The sequence below is a fragment of the Streptomyces sp. NPDC101490 genome (genome assembly GCF_044767145.1).
Taxonomy (GTDB): Bacteria; Actinomycetota; Actinomycetes; order Streptomycetales; family Streptomycetaceae; genus Streptomyces.
Window position 1 is genome coordinate 284,894 of record NZ_JBIWNI010000004.1, and the last position, 18,434, is coordinate 303,327.

The window sequence follows — 18,434 nt, forward strand, 5'->3', positions numbered from 1 at the left end:
GCCCCAACCTGTCCGCCCCTGCCGACCCGTCCCGCGCCACCCGCCCCTGACTGTCCGCCCCCGCCGACCCGCCCCGGTCGACCCGTCCCCGGCAGAACCGTCCACGGCCGAACGGTAAGGACGGCGAGCGGGTGCCATTGGACCGAGCGGGTCGACACGGTTGCCGGAGAGGGGCCGTCGGGTGCGGGTGCGGGTGCCGGGGCCAGGGCCGGGGCCGGGGCCGGGGAACGGTGCCGGTGACCGGCCCCGAGAGCGTGCGTCGGTGAACAGCGGGCGACGAACGCGGGAGGGCGGACACAGCCCACGGAGGCGCGTCGACGAACAAGGACCGACGCATTCGTGTCGCCGAACGCTCCCGGAGCGAGCTGTCCGGACGTGCCGCCGGTGAGCGGGGCCGTGCGCCTCAGCCCGCTATCTCAATCGTCTCCTGCTTGACCGGTTCCCCCTTCGCCGGTTCACGCCCGCCGTCCTTCCGGGTCATGCCCTGGAGGAGCGCCGCGAGGTCCACTCCGGTGGTGGAGGACAGCAGTTCCATACCCTGGGCGACGTTGTCGGTGACCGTACGGGACAGTCGGCTCGCCCCGTCGGTGGAGATGACCGTCAACTTGTCCACCGCGGACAGCGGCTCGGACGCCTTCGCCACCACCTGCGGCAGCACCTCGACCAGCATCTGCAGCACGGCCGCGTCGCCGTACCCGTCGAAGGCGTCGGCCTTCTTCCGCATCGCCTCGGCCTCGGCCGTGCCCTTCGCGGCGATCGCCGCGGCCTGGGCCTCACCCTCGATCCGTACGGCGTCGGCGAGGGCCGCGCGGTGGGCCTTCTCGCCCTCACCGGTGAGCCTGGCCCGCTGCGCGTCCGCCTCCGCCTCCTTCACCAGAGCGATCCGGCGGGCCTCCGCCTCCTGCTCGGCCTGGTAGCGGGCCGCGTCGGCCGGCTTGCGGACCTGGGTGTCGAGCTGCCGGTCGGTGAGCTCGGCCTGCCGTGCGGCGACCTTCTCCTGCTCGGTCAGGATGTCCTGCTGCCGGGCGGCCTCGGCCAGCGGTCCCGCCGCGTTCGCCTGGGCGGCCGCCTCATCGGTCTGGGCCTTGATCTCCGCCTGCTTCAGGTACAGCGTCCGCTGCGCGATGGCGATCTCCTCCTCCGCCTTCAGCCGCGCCTGCTCGGCGGCGCGCCGGGCGACGGCCTCGGCGATGTCCGCCTCCTGCTTGGCGCGGGCGGCCTCGGGACGGCCCAGGTCCTCCAGGTAGGAACCCTCGGTGGTGATGTCCTGGATCTGGAAGGCGTCCAGGACCAGGCCCTGCCCGGACAGGCTGGCCTCCGCCTCCTCGGCGACCTGCCCGGCGAAGGCGGCACGGTCCCGGATGATGTCCTCGACCGACATACGGCCCACGATGGAACGCAGCGCGCCGGACAGCACCTCCTGGGTGAACCCCACGATGCCGTTCTGCTGCATCAGGAAGCGCTGCGCCGCCGCCCGTATCGAGTCCTCGGTGCCGCCGACCTTGACGATCGCGACCCCCTCCAGATTCGCCTTCACCCCGCGCAGGGTCACCGCGCCGCGCACCGCCACCGGGATGTGACGGCTCGACAGGTCGAGGGTGAACTTCTGCTGGACGAACGGGACGACGAACACGCCGCCACCCACCACGACCTTCTGGCCGCTGTTGTCGGTGAACACCCGGCCGGTGGCCGGATCGGTGGCCTTCTTCCCTCGTCGGCCGGTGATGATGAACGCCTCGCTGGGACCGGCGACCTTGTAGCGCGTGACGACGACGAGGCCGAGCAGCACGACGAGGACGACGATTCCCACCACGGCGGTGAGGACAGGGCTCATGAAGAAATCCCCTTGAAGGAAATGAACGGAAGAAAAGGCGTGAACGGGGAAGGGGGTGGGCGAGAGGACGGGGAACCGAATTCCACGCGGCAACCGCTACCGGATGGGCGCGCCAGGAAGAGACGCCCCGGAACGGCGGTGCCGTCAGCGGTCCACCGGACGGACGGTGACCGACGTCGGCGACAGAACGGAATCCACCCAGACCTCGGCGCCCCGCGCGACCGGCCCGGCCGACTTCGCCGCGTACTTCACCGGCTGGCCCGCGAGATACAGCAGCACCTCGCCGTACCCGTCGACGGGAATCGCGGTGACGACCGCCCCCGACGTACCCGCCAGGTCTTCTCCCCGGGGCGCCGGGACCTCCCCGCTCCGTATCAGAGCGCGGCTGAACCACCAGGTCGACCAGCCCACGACGACACCCGCGACGACCCCGGCGAGGGTCGCGACGAGCGGCCCGGCGCCAGCCGCGCCCCTCACGACGGCGCCGGTGAAACCGAGGGCCGAGACGAAGCCGGCGATCACCGGGAGTGAGAGGAATCCGTCGAGGCCGCCTATGCTTTCCAGGAGCCCGTCGAAGACGAGCGCGAGCGCCAGGACGACCAGTCCCGCGATGCCGAATCCCAGAAACCATCCCATGCGAACCGGTCCCCCTCGTTCTTTCTCGTGCCCTCTCGGTCCCCTTGATCCCTTTCCTATTCCAAATTGTTCCACGTGGAAGTCCTGGGGGATATGGGTGTTACCACCCATTGACTCCCCTAGGGGATCGGCAGCCGTTCAGTACGATGAGTCGCTGATCCGAAGCGGAGGAGGGGCCACATGACGGACCTGAGCGAGGACGGGGCCGAGTTCCCCGCCCGCAGACGCGGCCAGGGCGAACTGGAGATCCAGGTGCTCGCCGTGCTGCGCGAGGCCTCGGAGCCCGTCCCGGTGGCCTGGGTGCGGGAACGGCTCGGCGGTGGTCTCGCGTACACCACTGTCATCACCATCCTCACGCGTCTCCGGGCGAAGGGTGCCGTCGAACGCGAGCGCGCCGGACGATCCTTCCGGTGGACGGCCGTCGCCGACGAGGCGGGGCTGGCCGCCCTGCGGATGCGGAAGGTCCTGGACGCGGAGGCCGACCGGCAGGCGGTCCTGGCCAGTTTCGTGACCGCACTCCCGCCGAACGAAGAGCGACTCCTTCGTGAACTCCTCGCCCAGAACGCCGAGGAGGAGGAAGGCTGACCGTCATGGGAGTCTTCGTCTTCCTTCCCCTGGTCCTTCCGCTCACCGCGTGGCCGGTCGCCCGCCTCGCCGCACAGCGGCTCCATCCGCGTACCGCCACCCGGCTGCTCTCCGCCGTCGCCGGGGTCTGCGCCGTGTGCAGCACGCTCTGCCTCGGCCTGCTCATGATCGTCGGCACCGCCCAGCTGCCGGGCAACCCCCTCCCCGACAGCTGGTCCGACCCCGATGTGCGCGCCGCCGTCCCCTACGACGAGATCGCGGGGCGTGCCGCCATCCCCGCGCTCCTCGCCGTCCTCGCCTCCTGCGGTGTGGCCGCCTGGCGCCAGCTCAGGGTGCGCCGCCGGGCCACTGGCGCACTCGCCGGGCTGCCGCCGACGTCCGTCGCGGTGCTGCCGGACCGTACCCCCTACGCGTACGCGCTGCCCGGCGGGCGGGGCCGGGTCGTCGTCAGCACCGGCATGCTCGCCGGGCTGACCTCGGCCGAGCGCCGCGCCCTCTTCGCCCATGAGCGCGCCCATCTGGCCGGGCGGCACCACCGTCACCTCCTGACGGTCCACCTGGCGGCGCGGGCGAACCCGTTCCTCCGGCCGCTGCGTACCGCCGTGTCGTACACCGCCGAACGCTGGGCCGACGAGGAGGCCGCCGCCGAGGTCGGCAGCCGTCGCGTGGTCGCCCGCGCCATCGGGAAGGCGGCGCTGCTGGCACCCCGGGCTCCCGCGGCCACGCTGCCCGCGCTCGCGGGCGCCGGGCCCGTACCCCGCAGGGTCGCGGCCCTGATGCGCCCGGCCCCGGCCGGTCACGCCTGGCCGCCCGCCTGGACGGCCGTCGGCCTCGCCGCCTGGTGCGCCGCGTTCGGCGCGACCGTGTCGGCCCTGTCGTCCGCCAACTCGGCGGTCGCGCTGTTCCTCGTCCTGCGCGAGGTCGCCGCGCCGGTGTGAGCCGCCGCGCGAGAGGCGGTGCGGGGCCCGCCCCCGACCCGATTCGTCCTCACTACAGGTCGAATTCGTGCGGGGGTGGGTCCGTCAGAGGCCCGCGAGTCGGAGCGAGGCCCACAGGGCCACCGTCGAGGCCGCGAGGGCGGCCGGAACCGTCAGGAGGCCCAGCCTGGTGAACTCCCCGAGGCTCACCGGATGCTCGTGCTCCCGGGCGATCCGGCGCCAGAGGAGCGTCGCGAGGGACCCGGCGTACGTGAGGTTCGGCCCGATGTTCACCCCGAGCAGGACCGCGAGCACCGCCCCCGGGCCCGAGGCCGCCACCAGCGGGACCAGGGCGAGGGTCGCGGGCAGGTTGTTGATGAGATTGGCGAGCACGGCGGCGACCACGGCGATCCCGAGCAGCGCCGGAAGGGAGGTGCCGTCCGGCAGGACGTGGTCGAGGAGAGCCCCGAGGCCGTTGTCGACGACGGCCCGTACGACGACGCCGAGGGCCAGGACGAACGCCAGGAACGGCAGCGCGGCCGAACGCGCCAGCGCGCGCGGGGTCGTGTGCCGCCGCGCCAGGGCCCGTACGGCCAGGACGGCGGCGCCCGCCGCCGCTGCCCACGCGGGGTCGATCCCGGTCGCCGACGCGACGGCGAAGCCGACCAGGGTCGCGGCCACGGTCAGCAGGGCGAACAGGGGAACGGGGGCGGGCGGCGGAAGTTCGACCGGAGTCGCGGGAGCGGCCAGATCGCGCGCGAAGAAACGCCGGAAGACCACGTACTCGATCGCGATCGCGGTCAGCCAGGGGAGCAGCATCAGCAGCGCGAACCGGGTGAAGCCGAGGCCGCTGGCCGTGAACGCGAGCAGGTTCGTCAGGTTGGACACGGGCAGCAGCAGTGAGGCGGTGTTCGAGAGGTGGGCGCTCGCGTAGGCGTGCGGTGCGGGACGGGCTCCCATCCTCGCGGCGGTCACGAACACCACCGGAGTGAGCAGGACGACCGTCGCGTCCAGACTGAGGACGGCGGTGATCAGCGAGGCCAGGGCGAACACGGCGCCGAGCAGCCGCCGCGGGCGACGGTCGGCCCAGCGGGCCGTCCAGGTGCCGCACGCCCGGAAGAGCCCTTCGTCGTCGCAGAGCTTGGCGAGAACGAGGATGGCGGCCAGGAAACCGATGACCGGACCGAGGCGTTCCGCCTCCTGGAGCGCCACCTCTGGAGTGATCGCGCCCACGGCGAGGACGGCGCCCGCGGCGGGTACGGCGAAGACCGCCTCGGGCAGCCGGAACGGACGGACGACGGCGCAGACCAGCACCACGGCGAGGGCGAGTGCGGACACGGACGTGACGAGCATGTGCCCGATCATCCGGGGTGCCCGAAGTCGGCGGGTCGGCGGGTACGGCCAGGGGTGCGCGGCCCGGCCGGAGGGCGTTCGGCTACGGGGCGATCCACGGCGGAGGTCCGCCCGGCGGCGGATTCGGGGAATCCGGTACGGGGAAGCGGCCGGTCCGACGGTTACGGGGAAGTGGTCGGCCAGGCGGTCGGAAGGTGTCCGTACCCCCGACTTCTGCAACGTGACATTGTACAATGCGACCTCGGTAACTTCCCGGAGGGCGCACGATGGGTGACCTGAGACAGTACGGCCTGGTCAGGGCGCAGGAACGGCTCCGCGACCAGGTCGGCCACGCCCTCCGTGCCGCGCTCATCGCGGGTGAACTGCGCCCCGGTCAGATCTACTCCGCACCCGGACTCGCGGGCGACCTCGGCGTCTCCGCCACCCCGGTCCGCGAGGCCATGCTCGACCTGGCGCGGGAAGGGCTCGTCGAACCCGTCCGCAACAAGGGCTTCCGCATCACCGAGGTCAGCGAACGGGACCTCGACCAGTACACCGAACTGCGCACCCTCATCGAGGTCCCCACCGTCGGGCGCGTCACGCGGACGGCCGACCGGGAGCAGTTGGAGGCGCTGCGGCCGGTCGCCGAGGAGATCGTCGCCCGCGCCCGGCAGCACGACCTCATCGGCTATCTGGAGGCGGACCGCCGCTTCCATCTGGCGGTCCTCGCCCTCTCCGGCAACAGCCGCCTGGTCGAGACCGTGGGCGACCTGCGCAAGCGCTCCCGTCTCTACGGTCTGAACGGGCTCGACGAGGCGGGCAGGCTCGTCTCCTCCGCCGAGGAGCACCTCGAACTCCTCGACCTGATGATCGCCGGGGACGTGGCGGGCGCCCAGGCGTGCATGACGCGCCACCTCGGTCACGTCCGTTCCCTGTGGGCCGTCGCCCACGACGAACCGGCCGTCGCACGCGAACCGGGTCGAGCCGCCGCGCGTGAACCGGATCACGCCCTCACGGACGGACCGGGCCGTCCCGCCGCGAGCGCACCCGGCCGGGCCGCCGCCCGGGGTCTGGAACCGGCCGGGCGCCCCGGCTGACGGAGCGGCGGGCAAACACCCAGGGAACCCCGAGACGTCCCGGACCCCGCGACGACGTCGGGCCCCGGAAACACCTCGGGGACCCGAAAGAGACCCGGACATGAACCCGGACATGAACCCGGACGTGCCCCGGAGGCGAACCCGGACGGTCCCCGGACGCGCCTCCGACGCGAACCCGGAAGCGACCCGGATCCCAGGAGTCCGGAGACGCCCCGGAAACATCCGGCGGGCACCCCAGGGGCACCCCCGGGAGCGCCCCGGAGCGCCCGGGGAACCCGCTCCTCCCGCACGCTCCGGAATCCCCAACTCGCCCGGGGCGGGCGGGAATCCCACCATCTGGACAGCATCTTGAAGCTCTATATGCTGACACCATGCTTTCTGCCGCCTCCGCGCCCGTGAACGCCACCCCTCCCTTCCCCGTCGCGCCCGTCCCGGCCACCGCCGCCCGGCTGGCCGACGTCGGCTCGTCGCCGGTACGGGAGATCCTGGCGCTCACCGCACGGCCCGAGGTGATCTCCTTCGCGGGCGGCCTCCCGGCGCCGGAACTGTTCGACGTCGAGGGCATCCGGGCGGCCTACGACCGGGTTCTGACGGACAACCCGGAGTACGCGCTCCAGTACTCCACGACCGAGGGCGACCCGGAACTGCGCGCGACCGTCGCCGACCGGCTCACCGCCCGCGAACTGCCCACCGGGCCCGACGACCTGCTCGTCACCACCGGCTCGCAGCAGGCCCTCACCCTCCTCACCACCGCGCTCGTCGAGCCCGGCTCCGTCGTCCTCGTCGAAGACCCCTGCTACCTCGCCGCCCTGCAGACCTTCGGCTTCGCCGGTGCCCGGGTCGTCCCCGTGCCCACCGACGACCAGGGCATCGTCCCGGCCGCCCTGGAGGAGATCGCCGCCCGCGAGAAGCCCACCCTCCTCTACCTCGTCCCCACCTTCCAGAACCCGACGGGCCGCACCCTGCCCGCCGAGCGCCGCCACGCCGTCGCCGAGGCCGCCGCCCGGTACGGCTTCTGGATCGTCGAGGACGACCCGTACGGCGAACTGCGCTACGAGGGCGAGCACGTCCCCTTCGTCGCCGCCGACCCCGCCGCCGCCGACCGCACCGTGCTGCTCGGCTCCTTCTCCAAGGTGATGGCCCCGGGTCTGCGGCTCGGCTACCTGCGCGCGCCCGCCGGACTACGGCGCGCCTGCGTGATCACCAAGCAGGCCGCCGACCTGCACACCTCCACCGTCGACCAGGCGGCCGCCGCGCGCTACCTGCGGGACAGCGACCTCGACGCGCACGTCGAGGTGATCCGGGCCGCCTACCGGGAGCGCCGGGACGCGATGCTCGAAGGACTGCCGGGAGCCCTGCCCGAGGGCAGCGGGTGGAACAGGCCGGAGGGCGGCATGTTCATCTGGGCGACCCTGCCCGAGGGGCACGACGCGACGGCGCTGCTCACCACCGCGATCGGCCACGAGGTGGCGTACGTGCCCGGTGCGCCGTTCTTCTGCGGCGAGCCGGACCCGGGCGCGATGCGCCTCTCGTTCACCACGCACTCGCCGGACGAGATCAGGGAAGGGCTCCGGAGACTGGCGAAGAGCTTCACGTAGGGCCCATCCACCGCACCCCTCCACGCGAGGCCCGTGGAGAGCCGAACAGCATGACCCGGTACGACCTGGACATCCTCCGCCCCGACCTCGCGGGGCTTCCCCACCGGGACGTTCGGCGGCTTCCGGCGCGGAGGAGCGCGGGTCGTACCGCCCAGGACGACCCTCTGGCCCATGAGGCGGCGGCGGCAGACCGGACCTGACAGAAGCACGCTCCGGCCATCAGGACACCGAGACCCGTGCCGTCGCCCTCCGGGGCGGCACCAGGATCGTGGTCCCGAGGACAGCGACGTCCAGGTGCGCGGCCTCGGGCCGTTCGGCGTCTTCGACGGGTGCGCCGCCGGAACGACCGGCACCCCGGGAGTTCCACGCGCCGTCATCAAGGGACTTGCACTCCTCGGCCCGGTGCCGACCCGCACCGAGAAGTGACGGCCCAGCCGTGGAGCACCGTGATCCGGACCCGGCTCCACCCGTCCTCCGCGCGTGCGGGCGAGGAGGCGCCCGCACCCGGGCCGACCGGCCCTCCGACCCCAGCACGGTCTCCTCTCACGTCATCACCTCGTGTCGTTGTTGGGCCGAACGGGTGAGGAGCGGGAGGATGGGCCCATGAGTAGGTACGAGAGGTACGACGTCACCGACGAGCAGTGGGAGGGCCTCGCCCAGGTCGTGCCCCTGCGCGGTCGCGACGAATGGCCGTCCAGGGTCGACCACCGCACGATGCCCGAGCAGTACGAATCCGCCGAACAGCGCCGCATGGTCGTGCTCCGCGTGCAGGTGTTCGCCGACGCCCGCGAGGTCGCCGAGTACCTCACCGCACAGATCCCGGTGCTCCTCGATCTCACCAGCGCCGACACCGAGGTCGCCAAGCGCATCCTCGACTTCAGCAGCGGCGTCGTCTTCGGACTCGGCAGCGGAATGCACCGCGTCGACCGGAACGTCTTCCTCCTCGCCCCCGCCGGCACCGAGGTCGAGGGCGCCGAAGGCGAAGGAGAGGACGAGGAGGACGTCATGAGCGGCAGGACCGCCGGAGTCCCCCGAAGGTAGGAAGGTCATCTAGACGTAACGGTTCGTCAGGGAATGGACTGCGTACGGTCCGGGCATGGATCTCACCGGCCGCCCCGCGCTCGCCCGCACCCCAGACGCCCCTTTCCCCGCCGCCTCCGCCCCCGGCCCTGCCGCAGCCGTCGCCCCTCCGGCATCGGCCGCCACCGGCCCGGCCGCCGACGCACCGGTCCCGGCCCAGGCCGGTCCGGTTCCACGCGTCCCGGCCCCCGCCGCTCCTGTCGCCGCCGCCTCCGCCTCACCAGGGCGGCGGGGCGGGAGCGGCGGGCAGCTCCACGCCCGGCCCGCCGTCACCGAGCTGCGCCTGTCCGCCTTCGCGGGCCACCGTTCCGCCGTCCTCCCCCTGGGGCCCGTCACGCTCTTCGCCGGACCCAGCGGCAGCGGCAAGTCCACCACCCTGAGGGCGTACGAGGCGCTCGCCCGGCTCGGCGCGGGCGACCCGCTCGAAGAGGTCTTCCCCGACGCCGCCGACCTCGTCCCCGAGCGCGCCAGGCCCGACGCCCAGGGCAGGCGCGGCTTCCGCATCGGATGTACCGTCGACGGGCCCGAGGGCCCTGTCCACCTCGACCTCGCGGTCCAGGCCGAACCCGAGCTCCGCATCGTCGGCGAACGGCTCACCGGCCGCGGCCGCACGCTGCTCTCCACCGCACTGCGCGATCCCGGCCGCTCCAGCGTCCAGGCCGAATGGCACACCGCGGGCACCACCCCCGTCACCCGCGCCCCGCTCCCCGACGACCTCCTCGGCACGGCCCTGTTGCCGTTGAGGGTCGCGGGCAAGACCAAGGGACAGCTGGAAGTCCTCGCCGCCGCCGAACAGGTCGTCATCGGCCTCCGGTCGGCCTTCTCCTGCGACCCCCGGCCGGAGGGGATGCGGGCGCCCGTACCCTTGGGCGAGGGACGCCTGCGGCGCGGCTGCGACAATCTCGCCGAGGTCCTGCACCGCACCCACAACGACTGCCCGCGCCGCCACCAGCGCTTCGCCGCCGTGGCGGGGGCGGGCTGCGTCGGCGCCGTCACGGGCGTCGCCGTCCAGGAACTGCCCGAGGGCACCGTCCGTGCGGTCCTCGAACGGGGCGGTCGTCCCGTCACCCCGCTCAGCCGCCTCGGCGACGGCGAACTGCGCTACCTGGCACTCGCGCTGACACTGCTCACCGGCCCCGGGGTCCTCGCGATGGACCGGATCGCGGAGGTCCCCGACGCCATGCAGTCCCTGACACTGCTCGCGGACGGCCTGGACCGGGGGCTCGACGAGCGCCAGGCGCGCGGACTGCTCGACCTGGCCGTGGACATCGCCGCCGACGGACACATCCGGCTCGCGGGCACGGCCGGAGCGCGGACGGGGGCGACGGCACGCGCGATGCCGGGGGTGACCGTGGTGGACCTGGAGCCATGAGGGGCGCTCCTGCCCGCCCGGCCCGTGACGAGTGGGGGAGGAGAAGGGTGGTAGACCTGGGCGGATGACGGACAACGACGTAGCGGGACTCCAGCGCAGGCTGGCCGCATTCGCGGCCGCCCGCGACTGGCAGCCCTTCCACACACCCAAGAACCTGGCCGTGGCCCTCAGCGTGGAGGCGTCCGAACTCCTGGAGATCTTCCAGTGGTTGACGCCCGAGCAGGCCGGACGGGTGATGGAGGAACCCGATTCCGCGCACCGGGTGGCGGACGAGGTGGCGGACGTGCTCGCCTACCTCCTCCAGTTCTGCGCGGTGCTCGGGGTCGATCCGCTGGAGGCACTCGCGGCCAAGATCGACCGGAACGAAGTCCGCTTTCCGGTGCGGAAGAGCGGCGAAGAGACGGAGAAGGCCCCGGCGACGCCCCCGGGAGCCGTCGCGGAAGAGACCTCCAGGACGGCTCCGGATGGAGATCGTCACTCTTCGGAGTGATCGACTTGTCCCCGTCGGGCCGCCTGTCCACAGATTTCCGAATTCCCCTGCCGTTGGGGCTCAGGCTGCCTCACTCTGGGTAATGGAATGAATGAGTGGACAGGTCGTTCGAACGGGGGCGGTGTTGATGGAGGCGGAACGGCTCATCGGGCTCGGCCGACAGGCGTTGGCGGAGAGCGGCACGGCACAGGACATCGTGGCGGAAGCCTGGCAGGCCCAGGCCCTCGCCCAGGCCATAGGGAACCGGCTCGCGCTCTGCGGACCGCAGGAACTGCGGGGCGAGGCGCGGGGACTGAGCGAGACCGGCGACTCCCCGGCCTGGGGACCCGGCGGACCGAGGGCGGCCCGGCTCACGGAAGTGGCCGACCCCCAGGGGGCGTTGACCGCACTGGGGGCACTGCTCGGAGAGGTGGGGATCGCCCTCGTCGGGGTGGCGTGTGCCACCGATGAGGAAGGGCTCTACTGGGCGTGCATCGAGGCCATCGACGCGGCGGACGAGTCGAGCGACCGGGTACGGGGAATGCTGCACCGCCTCGCGGTGCGCGACGGGGAGCGGGCCCGCCCTCCCGACCCGGTGCGCGGCCGGGCGGGCCCCGGGCGGGGGCCGTCATGAGGGGACCGGTGTGTGGTGACCGGCGCCTCCTGCGGACCGGTCCCCTTTCGGACCGCGCTCCTCCGGGCGAAGCTCCGTAGTGCGGTGTTCCGCCTCCTGGCGGTCGGTGGCGGACCGGCGGTCTGCGTCCGACCGGGTGAGGCCAGGCGGAGAGCGGCACACCGGCATCGGCCGTCGGCACGCGGGCCGGGCGGTCCGGCTCCGCCTGAGCTGGCGACCGGCGCCGGGCCACGGTCACTGAACGGGGCGGACGCAGCCCACCCGGGGCGCGATGTTCACCCGACCGGGCCGGGCCACCAGCGGACTGACGGAGAGGTTGACACGCACCGGGCGGTGCAGGATGGAGGCATGGACCTTCGCATCTTCACGGAGCCCCAGCAGGGGGCCGACTACGACACCCTCCTCGCGGTGGCCCGCGCCACCGAGGAACTCGGATTCGACGCCTTCTTCCGGTCGGACCACTATCTCCGGATGGGTTCCGCCGACGGGCTTCCGGGACCGACGGACGCCTGGATCACCCTGGCCGGGCTCGCCCGGGAGACCCGGCGGATCAGGCTCGGCACACTGATGACGGCCGGTACGTTCCGGCTGCCCGGTGTCCTCGCCATCCAGGTCGCCCAGGTGGACCGGATGTCCGGAGGCCGGGTCGAACTGGGACTCGGCGCGGGCTGGTTCGAGGAGGAACACAAGGCCTACGGCATTCCGTTCCCGAAGGAGAAGTTCGCCCGGCTGGAGGAGCAGCTGGCGATCGTCACCGGTCTGTGGGAGACCGAGGTCGGCGAGACCTTCAGCTACGACGGCACGTACTACCAGCTCAGCGATTCGCCCGCACTGCCCAAGCCCGCGCAGGGCCGTGTCCCGGTCCTCATCGGCGGACACGGAGCGAGTCGCACACCGCGTCTGGCTGCGCGGTACGCGGACGAGTTCAACATTCCGTTCGCCTCCCTGGAGGACACCGAGCGGCAGTTCGGCCGGGTCCGGGCCGCCGCCGAGACCGCCGGACGTGCACCCGGTGACCTCGTGTACTCCAACGCGCTGGTCGTCTGTGTCGGCAAGGACGACGCCGAAGTGGCCCGGCGTGCCGAAGCCATCGGGCGGGAGGTGGACGAACTGAAGGCCAACGGGCTCGCGGGCTCGCCCGCCGAAGTCGTCGACAAACTGGGGCGGTACGCGGATGTCGGCTCCTCCCGGGTCTACCTCCAGATCCTCGACCTGGACGACCTGGAACACCTGGAGCTGATCTCCTCCCAGGTCCAGTCGCAGCTGGGATGAGCGGGACAACCGGATGAAACCGGCCCGCACGCTGGCCGAAGCCCTCAGGACGGGCGTCCTCGTCCTCGACGGCGGACTCTCCAACCAACTGGAGGCGCAGGGATGCGACCTCTCGGACGCGCTCTGGTCCGCCCGGCTCCTCGCGGACGGTCCCGAGGAGATCGAGGCGGCCCACACGGCGTACGTGCGGGGCGGAGCGCGGGTGCTGATCAGCGCCGGCTACCAGGCGACCTTCGAAGGCTTTGCCGAGCGGGGCACGGACAGGAGGGAAGCGGCACGGCTGTTCGCCCGGAGCGTGGACCTGGCGAGGGCGGCCGGTGAACGAACGGGTGAGGAGGTGTGGGTCGCCGCGTCGGTCGGACCGTACGGCGCGATGCTCGCGGACGGTAGCGAGTACCGGGGACGGTACGGGCTGTCCGTACGGGAACTGGAGGCGTTCCACCGCCCACGGATCGAGGCGCTCGTCGCGGCCGGGCCCGACGTGCTGGCGCTGGAGACCGTGCCGGACATGGAGGAGGCCGAGGCCCTGCTGCGGGCCGCCGAGGGGTGCGGGGTGCCGGTGTGGCTCTCGTACACGGTGGATGGCGGCCGGACCCGGGCCGGACAGGACCTCGCGGAGGCCTTCGCGGTCGCCGCCGGGAACGAACAGGTCGTGGCAGTCGGAGTGAACTGCTGCGACCCGGCCGGGGCGAGGGACGCCGTGGCACTTGCCGTCGCCGTGACCGGGCGGCCGGGCGTGGTCTACCCGAACAGCGGGGAACGCTGGGACGCCGCCGCGCGTGACTGGCATGGCGGCCCCACCTTCGACCCGGCCCACGCCATCGACTGGGCCACGGCGGGCGCCCGCCTGATCGGCGGCTGCTGCCGAGTGGGCCCGAACGTGATCAGGGACGTCGATGTGGCTTTGTCGACGTATTGGGCCTGAGGGGAGAGGGGGGAGGGGAGGGAGGGAGGGAGGGTGGGGCGGGGGGATGGGGGGGCGGGGATCCCCCCATTCCCCCTCTGCGGGGGCCCACTGGAAACAGCACCCCAGAGTGAGCCCTCAGGGGACGCACCCCCGAAGGGGAGACCCCAGAGGAAGACCCAGAGGGTGGCCAGAGGAAGACCCCAGAGGGCCCCAGGGAAGTAGGGCCCTCAGGCGAGAGTCTCCTGAGGGAAGCGCCCGAGGGAAGAACAGAAGAGCCTCGGAAGGCTTCCGCCCGGACAGGCTTCCGGGCGGAAGCCGCCGGAGGGAAGCCTCCGAGGGGAAGCCGCCGAGGCAAGCCCTGAGTGGAGCCCGCAGGCCAAGCGGCTCTCCGCTCTCCCGCACCGCCCTCCCCTCCCGCACTGCCCTTCCGTCTCCCGTATCTCCCTCCCTTCCCGTCGGCGTCTTCCTCCCGCACCTCCTTCCTGCCCCTCCCTTCCTCCGGTCCTCCCTCTCCGGCCTCTCCGAAAATGCCTGGTCGCCGTAGGTGGCGGTCGACATACTCGACAGGGTGTTCCTGACGATCAGTACGACCGGCAATCCGGAGAGTCCTGCGACCGATCTCGGTTTTCTGCTGCACAAGCATCCTGAGCGGGCGCAGGCGTTCTCGACTTCTCACGGCACGGCGCACGTCTTCTATCCGGAGGCGGGCGTCGAGCGGTGTACGGCGGCGCTCCTTCTGGAGGTGGACCCCGTGGCGCTGGTGCGCCGGGGGAAGGGCAAGGGCAGGGGTGGCGCGCCCGACTCCGCGCTGGCGCAGTATGTGAACGACCGGCCCTATGCGGCGTCCTCGTTGCTGGCGGTGGCGTTGGCGAAGGTCTTCAAGACGGCGTTGCACGGGGTGTGCGGGGCGCTGCCGGAGCGGGCGGCGGCGCCTTTGCCGCTGCGGGTGGAGGTGCCCGTACTGCCCGCGAGGGGCGGGCCCAGGCTGGTGCGGGCGTTGTTCGGGCCGTTGGGCTGGGACACGGTGGAGGCCGAGCCGCTGGCCTTGGACGGGCGGTTCCCCGAGTGGGGCGACTCGCGGTACGTGCGGCTGGTCCTGGAGGGGGAGCTGCGGCTCGCGGACGCCCTCAACCATCTGTACGTCCTGCTGCCGGTGCTCGACGACGCCAAGCACTACTGGGTCGCGCCCGACGAGGTCGACAAGCTGCTGCGGGCCGGTGACGGCTGGCTCGCCGGGCATCCCGAGCGGGAGCTGATCACCGCCCGGTACCTGTCCCGGCGCCGGGGTCTGGCGCGGGAGGCGACGGAGCGGCTGGAGCTGCTGCGGCTCGCTGAGGCCGAGGGGCTGGACGTGGACGACGTGGACAACGCCGTCGACGAGACGGAGGACACCGAGGAGCGGCCGGTGCCGCTGGCCGAGCGGCGGCGGGCTGCGATCCTCGCCGCGCTGACGTCGGCGGGTGCGGCCCGTGTCCTTGATCTGGGCTGCGGTCAGGGGCAGTTGGTGCAGGCGCTGCTCAAGGACGTCCGGTTCACGGAGGTCGTCGGCGTCGACGTGTCGGTCCGCGCGCTGACGGTGGCCGCGCGGCGGCTGCGGCTCGACCGGATGGGGGAGCGGCAGGCGGCCCGTGTGCAGTTGATGCAGGGTTCGCTCGCGTACACCGACAAACGACTCGGCGGTTATGACGCGGCCGTGCTCAGTGAGGTGATCGAGCACCTGGACCTGCCGAGGCTGCCTGCCCTGGAGTACGCCGTGTTCGGTGCGGCGAAGCCGCGCACGGTGGTGGTGACGACGCCGAACGTCGAGTACAACGTGCGCTGGGAGTCACTGCCCGCCGGGCACGTCCGGCACGGCGACCACCGTTTCGAGTGGACCCGCGAGGAGTTCCGGAGCTGGGCGGAGACGGTCGCCGGGCGGTACGGGTACGGCGTCGGGTTCACCCCCGTCGGCCCGGACGACCCGGAGGTCGGGCCGCCCACCCAGATGGCCGTCTTCACCCGTACCGCCGACCTGCCCGTGGAGAAGGAGGGACAGGCATGACCGTTCCCGTAGAGCGCCGGGAGCTTCCCGTCCCCGATCTGTCCCTGGTGGTGCTCGTCGGGGCCACGGGTTCCGGCAAGTCCACTTTCGCGCGGCGGCACTTCAAGCCGACCGAGATCATGTCCTCCGACTTCTGCCGGGGGCTCGTCGCCGACGACGAGAACGACCAGTCGGCGAGCGGGGACGCCTTCGACGTCCTCCACTACATCGCGGGCAAGCGCCTCGCGGCGGGGCGACTGACGGTCGTCGACGCGACCAATGTGCAGCAGGAGGCGCGGCGGCAGCTGGTCCGGCTGGCCCGGGAGCACGACGTGCTGCCCGTCGCGATCGTCCTCGATCTGCCCGAGGCGGTGTGCCGGGAGCGCAACGAGGGCCGTCCCGACCGGGCGGGCATGCCCGCGCACGTCATCGGACGGCACCGGCGCGAGCTGCGCCGCTCGCTGCGCGGCCTGGAGCGGGAGGGCTTCCGGAAGGTCCATGTGCTGCGTTCCGTCGAGGAGGTCGAGGCGGCCGAGGTCGTCATGGAGCGCCGGTTCAACGATCTGCGCCATCTGACAGGGCCGTTCGACGTGATCGGTGACGTGCACGGCTGCCGTTCCGAGCTGGAGACCCTGCTCGTGCGGCTCGGCTACGCCGACGGCCGCCACCCCGAGGGGCGTACGGCGGTCTTCGTCGGCGACCTCGTGGACCGGGGGCCCGATTCGCCGGGGGTGCTGCGCCGGGTGATGGGGATGGTCGCCTCGGGCGACGCGCTGTGCGTCCCCGGGAACCACGAGAACAAGCTCGGCCGTTGGCTGAAGGGCAAAAAAGTGCGGGAGACCCACGGTCTCGCCGAGACGATCGAGCAGCTGGGGCGGGAGAGCGAGGAGTTCAGGGCCGAGGTCGGACGGTTCATCGAGGGGCTCGTCAGCCACTACGTCCTCGACGGCGGCGACCTCGTCGTCTGTCACGCCGGGCTGCCGGAGAAGTACCACGGCCGCACGTCCGGGCGGGTGCGGGCGCACGCGCTGTACGGGGACACCACGGGCGAGACCGACGAGTTCGGGCTGCCGGTGCGCTACCCGTGGGCGGAGGATTACCGGGGGCGGGCCGCCGTCGTCTACGGGCACACGCCCGTGCCCGACACCTCGTGGATCAACAACACCCTCTGTCTCGACACCGGGGTCGTCTTCGGCGGGAAGATGACCGCGCTGCGCTGGCCCGAGCGGGAACTCGTCGACGTACCGGCCGAACGGGTCTGGTACGAGCCGGCGCGGCCGCTCACCACCGAGGTGCCCGGCGGGCACCAGGGGCGTCCCCTCGACCTGGCCGACGTGCACGGGCGGCGGACCGTGGAGACCCGGCACCTCGGGAACGTCGCCGTGCGGGAGGAGAACGCGGCGGCGGCCCTGGAGGTGATGAGCCGGTTCGCGGTCGATCCCCGGCTGCTCGCCCATCTGCCGCCGACGATGGCGCCCACCGCGACCTCGAAGGAGGACGGCTATCTGGAGCACCCCGCCGAGGCCTTCGCCCAGTACCGGGCGGACGGCGTCGAGCGGGTCGTGTGCGAGGAGAAGCACATGGGCTCCCGGGCCGTGGCCCTGGTCTGCCGGGACGCGGCGGCGGCCCGCGAGCGGTTCGGCGTCGAGGAGGAAGGGGTGACCGGCGCGCTCCACACGCGTACCGGACGGCCCTTCTTCAACGACCGGGAGGTCACCGAGCAGGTCCTCGACCGGCTGCGGACCGCGATCGGGGCCGCCGGGCTGTGGGAAGAACTGGACACGGACTGGCTGCTGCTCGACGGCGAGCTGATGCCGTGGTCGCTCAAGTCGATGGGGCTGCTGCGCGCGCAGTACGCGGCGGTCGGCGCGGCCTCGGGGGCGGTCCTGCCCGAAGCGGTCTCCGCGCTCGAACGTGCGGTGGCGCGCGGGGTCGACGGTGTGGAGGGGCTGCTCGGGCGGCAGCGGGAGCGGGCGGTGGACGCGGCGGCGTTCACGGAGGCGTACCGGGGGTACTGCTGGCCGACGGAGGAGCTGGACGGTGTGCGGTTCGCGCCCTTCCAGGTGCTCGCGGCGCGCGGGCGTTCGCTGGCGGCCGTGCCGCACGACGAGCAGCTCTCCTGGCTCGACCGGCTGGTGGAGCACGACCCGACGGGTCTCCTCCAGGTCACCCGCAGGCTGGTCGTCGACACGGGCGACGAGGAGTCGGTCCGTGCGGGCACGGACTGGTGGCTGGAGCTGACCGGTGCGGGCGGCGAGGGCATGGTGGTCAAGCCGCTGGCCGCACTCGTCCGCGACCGGAAGGGGCGGCTCGCGCAGCCGGGCGTGAAGGTGCGCGGCCGGGAGTACCTGCGGATCATCTACGGCCCCGAGTACACGCGGCCGGAGAACCTGGAGCGGCTGCGGCAGCGTTTCCTCGGGCACAAGCGTTCGCTCGCGCTCCGTGAGTACGCGCTCGGCCTCGAAGCGCTCGACCGGCTCGCTGATGGGGAGCCGCTCTGGCGGGTCCACGAGACCGTCTTCGCGGTCCTCGCCCTGGAGTCGGAGCCGGTGGACCCGAGGCTCTGAGAGGCCGGGCGAAGCCACCCCGGGTCTTCGGGCCCGGGCTCTTGGGCTCAGGCTCTCGGGCCCGGGCTCTCGGGCCTCGGCACCTGGGCCTCGGCTTTCGTGCCCCGGGTGAAG

At 72.7% G+C, this 18,434-nt stretch carries 15 protein-coding genes; 12 read left to right on the top strand and 3 right to left on the bottom strand.

What is annotated here, in order from left to right; all coding sequences use genetic code 11:
- Positions 1–403 precede the first annotated feature (403 nt).
- On the bottom strand, positions 404–1,834 hold the full coding sequence (locus ACIRQY_RS12365) for a flotillin family protein (protein WP_403924370.1): 1,431 nt from the start codon (positions 1,832–1,834) through the stop codon (positions 404–406).
- Positions 1,835–1,978: 144 nt separating this feature from the next.
- A complete protein-coding gene (locus ACIRQY_RS12370) occupies positions 1,979–2,470 on the bottom strand; it encodes a hypothetical protein (protein ID WP_351781359.1) in 492 nt (163 codons plus the stop codon).
- A gap of 180 nt (positions 2,471–2,650) precedes the next feature.
- Here ACIRQY_RS12370 and ACIRQY_RS12375 point away from each other — a divergent pair, with 180 nt between their 5' ends.
- Both ACIRQY_RS12375 and ACIRQY_RS12380 read left to right on the top strand, forming a co-directional pair.
- Positions 2,651–3,055, top strand: a complete 405-nt coding sequence (locus ACIRQY_RS12375) for a BlaI/MecI/CopY family transcriptional regulator (RefSeq protein ID WP_351781361.1) — start codon at positions 2,651–2,653, stop codon at positions 3,053–3,055.
- A 5-nt stretch (positions 3,056–3,060) separates the two neighbouring features.
- Entirely contained in the window at positions 3,061–3,993 is a 933-nt protein-coding gene (locus ACIRQY_RS12380; RefSeq protein ID WP_351781362.1) for a M56 family metallopeptidase, read from the top strand.
- 84 nt (positions 3,994–4,077) lie between these two features.
- On the opposite strand, the gene ACIRQY_RS12385 is transcribed toward ACIRQY_RS12380, so the two are convergent.
- Positions 4,078–5,325 carry an SLC13 family permease gene (locus ACIRQY_RS12385; protein ID WP_403924374.1) on the bottom strand — a complete coding sequence of 416 codons (1,248 nt, stop codon included), beginning with the start codon at positions 5,323–5,325 and terminating at the stop codon, positions 4,078–4,080.
- Between the two features lie 266 nt (positions 5,326–5,591).
- Here ACIRQY_RS12385 and ACIRQY_RS12390 point away from each other — a divergent pair, with 266 nt between their 5' ends.
- From ACIRQY_RS12390 to ACIRQY_RS12435, 10 genes are all read left to right on the top strand, one after another.
- On the top strand, positions 5,592–6,401 hold the full coding sequence (locus tag ACIRQY_RS12390; protein ID WP_403924377.1) for a GntR family transcriptional regulator: 810 nt from the start codon (positions 5,592–5,594) through the stop codon (positions 6,399–6,401).
- Positions 6,402–6,772: 371 nt separating this feature from the next.
- Complete coding sequence (locus ACIRQY_RS12395) at positions 6,773–7,999, top strand: PLP-dependent aminotransferase family protein (RefSeq protein WP_403924380.1); 1,227 nt, start codon at positions 6,773–6,775, stop codon at positions 7,997–7,999.
- A gap of 603 nt (positions 8,000–8,602) precedes the next feature.
- Complete coding sequence (locus ACIRQY_RS12400; protein ID WP_351781370.1) at positions 8,603–9,040, top strand: cell division protein SepF; 438 nt, start codon at positions 8,603–8,605, stop codon at positions 9,038–9,040.
- Positions 9,041–9,095: 55 nt separating this feature from the next.
- Positions 9,096–10,451: an ATP-binding protein gene (locus ACIRQY_RS12405; protein ID WP_403924383.1), complete on the top strand. Its 1,356-nt coding sequence runs from the start codon at positions 9,096–9,098 to the stop codon at positions 10,449–10,451.
- Between the two features lie 64 nt (positions 10,452–10,515).
- Positions 10,516–10,941 (top strand): nucleotide pyrophosphohydrolase, encoded by a 426-nt coding sequence (locus ACIRQY_RS12410; protein WP_403924386.1) that lies wholly within the window; start codon positions 10,516–10,518, stop codon positions 10,939–10,941.
- A 127-nt stretch (positions 10,942–11,068) separates the two neighbouring features.
- Positions 11,069–11,554 (top strand): DUF6099 family protein, encoded by a 486-nt coding sequence (locus ACIRQY_RS12415; protein WP_351781615.1) that lies wholly within the window; start codon positions 11,069–11,071, stop codon positions 11,552–11,554.
- A gap of 348 nt (positions 11,555–11,902) precedes the next feature.
- Entirely contained in the window at positions 11,903–12,826 is a 924-nt protein-coding gene (locus tag ACIRQY_RS12420; RefSeq protein WP_403924389.1) for an LLM class F420-dependent oxidoreductase, read from the top strand.
- 13 nt (positions 12,827–12,839) lie between these two features.
- Positions 12,840–13,751, top strand: coding sequence for a homocysteine S-methyltransferase (gene mmuM / locus ACIRQY_RS12425; RefSeq protein ID WP_403924392.1), 912 nt, complete (start codon positions 12,840–12,842; stop codon positions 13,749–13,751).
- Between the two features lie 550 nt (positions 13,752–14,301).
- Positions 14,302–15,774, top strand: a complete 1,473-nt coding sequence (locus ACIRQY_RS12430) for a 3' terminal RNA ribose 2'-O-methyltransferase Hen1 (RefSeq protein ID WP_403924395.1) — start codon at positions 14,302–14,304, stop codon at positions 15,772–15,774.
- On the top strand, positions 15,771–18,320 hold the full coding sequence (locus ACIRQY_RS12435) for a polynucleotide kinase-phosphatase (protein WP_403924398.1): 2,550 nt from the start codon (positions 15,771–15,773) through the stop codon (positions 18,318–18,320). The genes ACIRQY_RS12430 and ACIRQY_RS12435 overlap by 4 nt, the downstream gene beginning before the upstream one ends.
- Positions 18,321–18,434: the final 114 nt, after the last annotated feature.

Excerpts from the sequence above, each read along its gene's own strand:
- ACIRQY_RS12380 (WP_351781362.1), top strand. The coding sequence starts at position 3,061 with ATGGGAGTCTTCGTCTTCCTTCCCCTGGTCCTTCCGCTCACCGCGTGG.
- ACIRQY_RS12370 (WP_351781359.1), bottom strand. The coding sequence starts at position 2,470 with ATGGGATGGTTTCTGGGATTCGGCATCGCGGGACTGGTCGTCCTGGCG.
- ACIRQY_RS12400 (WP_351781370.1), top strand. The coding sequence starts at position 8,603 with ATGAGTAGGTACGAGAGGTACGACGTCACCGACGAGCAGTGGGAGGGC.
- ACIRQY_RS12435 (WP_403924398.1), top strand. The coding sequence starts at position 15,771 with ATGACCGTTCCCGTAGAGCGCCGGGAGCTTCCCGTCCCCGATCTGTCC.
- ACIRQY_RS12410 (WP_403924386.1), top strand. The coding sequence starts at position 10,516 with ATGACGGACAACGACGTAGCGGGACTCCAGCGCAGGCTGGCCGCATTC.
- mmuM (WP_403924392.1), top strand. The coding sequence starts at position 12,840 with ATGAAACCGGCCCGCACGCTGGCCGAAGCCCTCAGGACGGGCGTCCTC.
- ACIRQY_RS12415 (WP_351781615.1), top strand. The coding sequence starts at position 11,069 with ATGGAGGCGGAACGGCTCATCGGGCTCGGCCGACAGGCGTTGGCGGAG.
- ACIRQY_RS12405 (WP_403924383.1), top strand. The coding sequence starts at position 9,096 with ATGGATCTCACCGGCCGCCCCGCGCTCGCCCGCACCCCAGACGCCCCT.
- ACIRQY_RS12420 (WP_403924389.1), top strand. The coding sequence starts at position 11,903 with ATGGACCTTCGCATCTTCACGGAGCCCCAGCAGGGGGCCGACTACGAC.
- ACIRQY_RS12375 (WP_351781361.1), top strand. The coding sequence starts at position 2,651 with ATGACGGACCTGAGCGAGGACGGGGCCGAGTTCCCCGCCCGCAGACGC.
- ACIRQY_RS12395 (WP_403924380.1), top strand. The coding sequence starts at position 6,773 with ATGCTTTCTGCCGCCTCCGCGCCCGTGAACGCCACCCCTCCCTTCCCC.
- ACIRQY_RS12365 (WP_403924370.1), bottom strand. The coding sequence starts at position 1,834 with ATGAGCCCTGTCCTCACCGCCGTGGTGGGAATCGTCGTCCTCGTCGTG.
- ACIRQY_RS12390 (WP_403924377.1), top strand. The coding sequence starts at position 5,592 with ATGGGTGACCTGAGACAGTACGGCCTGGTCAGGGCGCAGGAACGGCTC.
- ACIRQY_RS12385 (WP_403924374.1), bottom strand. The coding sequence starts at position 5,325 with ATGCTCGTCACGTCCGTGTCCGCACTCGCCCTCGCCGTGGTGCTGGTC.